Genomic DNA, 1,210 nt, shown 5'->3' with positions numbered 1-1,210 from the left:
CCCCCTCCCTCCCGTTATCGGGAGGGAGGGGGCTGGGGGGAGGGAGGGTAATCCTCAGACTTTCTTAAAGACCAGCACGGCGTTGTGACCGCCAAAGCCGAAGTTGTTGCACACGGCCACGTCCACGTTCATCTTGCGGGCGACACCGGGGACGCAGTCCACCACGCAGTCGGGGTCGGGGGTGTCGTAGTTGATGGTGGGGGGCACCAGGCTCTCCGCAATCGAGAGAACGGTGGCAGCGGCTTCAATGCCTCCTGCGCCGCCGAGCAAGTGGCCCGTCATGGACTTGGTGGCGCAGACGGCGAGGCTGTCAAAGTGATCGCCAAACACCGAGCGTAGCGCCGCGATCTCGGCTTTGTCTCCCAGGGGCGTGGACGTGGCGTGGGCGTTGACATGCTGGACTTGTTCTGGCTCAAGCCCCGCGTTCTTGAGGGCGTAGCTCAGGGCACGGGCGACGCCGTTGCCATCGGGCGGGGGCGAGCTCATGTGGTAGGCATCTGCCGTCATCCCGTAGCCTGCGATCTCGGCGTAGATATGCGCTCCGCGTGCCTCCGCGTGCTCCAGGGTCTCGAGGATCATGATCCCCGCGCCCTCCCCAATCACAAAGCCCGAGCGGTTGGCATCAAAGGGCCGCGATGCCGCCGTCGGGTTGTCGTTGAAGTTGGAGGCCATGGCCTTCATGTTGGAGAAACCCGCGATGGAGACCGGCACGACGCCCGCCTCGGCCCCACCCGTGATCATCACATCGGCGGCACCCCGTCGCAGAATCTCCAGGCTATCGCCCAGAGCATGGGCACTGGAGGCGCACGCCGTGGTCGTACAGGAGTTGGGGCCTTTTGCGCCGGTCAAGATCGAGACGTGCCCCGAGGCCATGTTCCCAATCATCATCGGCACCAGAAACGGCGAGACGCGGCTGGGGCCTTTCTCCACTAATATGCGCACCTGGTCTTCTAAAGTCTGCAAGCCGCCGATGCCCGAGCCAATTACCACACCCACGCGCTCAGCGTTTTGATCGGTGACACTCAGGCCCGCGTCTTCCAGCGCCAGCAGCGAGGCGGCGACGGCAAACTGGACAAAGCGGTCCATGCGCTTGGCTTCTTTGCGGTCCATGTAGGCCGTGGGATCAAAGCCCTTGACCTCAGCGGCGATCTTGACATCGAAGCGCTCCGTATCAAAGAGCGTGATCGGCCCGACCCCGCAAACCCCGGCG

Annotated in this window: 1 protein-coding gene; it reads right to left on the bottom strand. The window is 64.1% G+C overall.

The window, feature by feature from the left end:
• Positions 1–54: 54 nt before the first annotated feature.
• Positions 55–1,210 (bottom strand): beta-ketoacyl-ACP synthase II (fabF, locus tag RMO15_RS26705; RefSeq protein WP_309719992.1); only part of this gene is annotated, 1,156 nt, incomplete at its 5' end.

This window comes from Armatimonas sp. (genome assembly GCF_031410135.1).
Taxonomy (GTDB): Bacteria; Armatimonadota; Armatimonadia; order Armatimonadales; family Armatimonadaceae; genus Armatimonas.
Note: the sequence above shows the minus strand (reverse complement) of the source record. Positions and strands in the feature narration are given on the sequence as shown.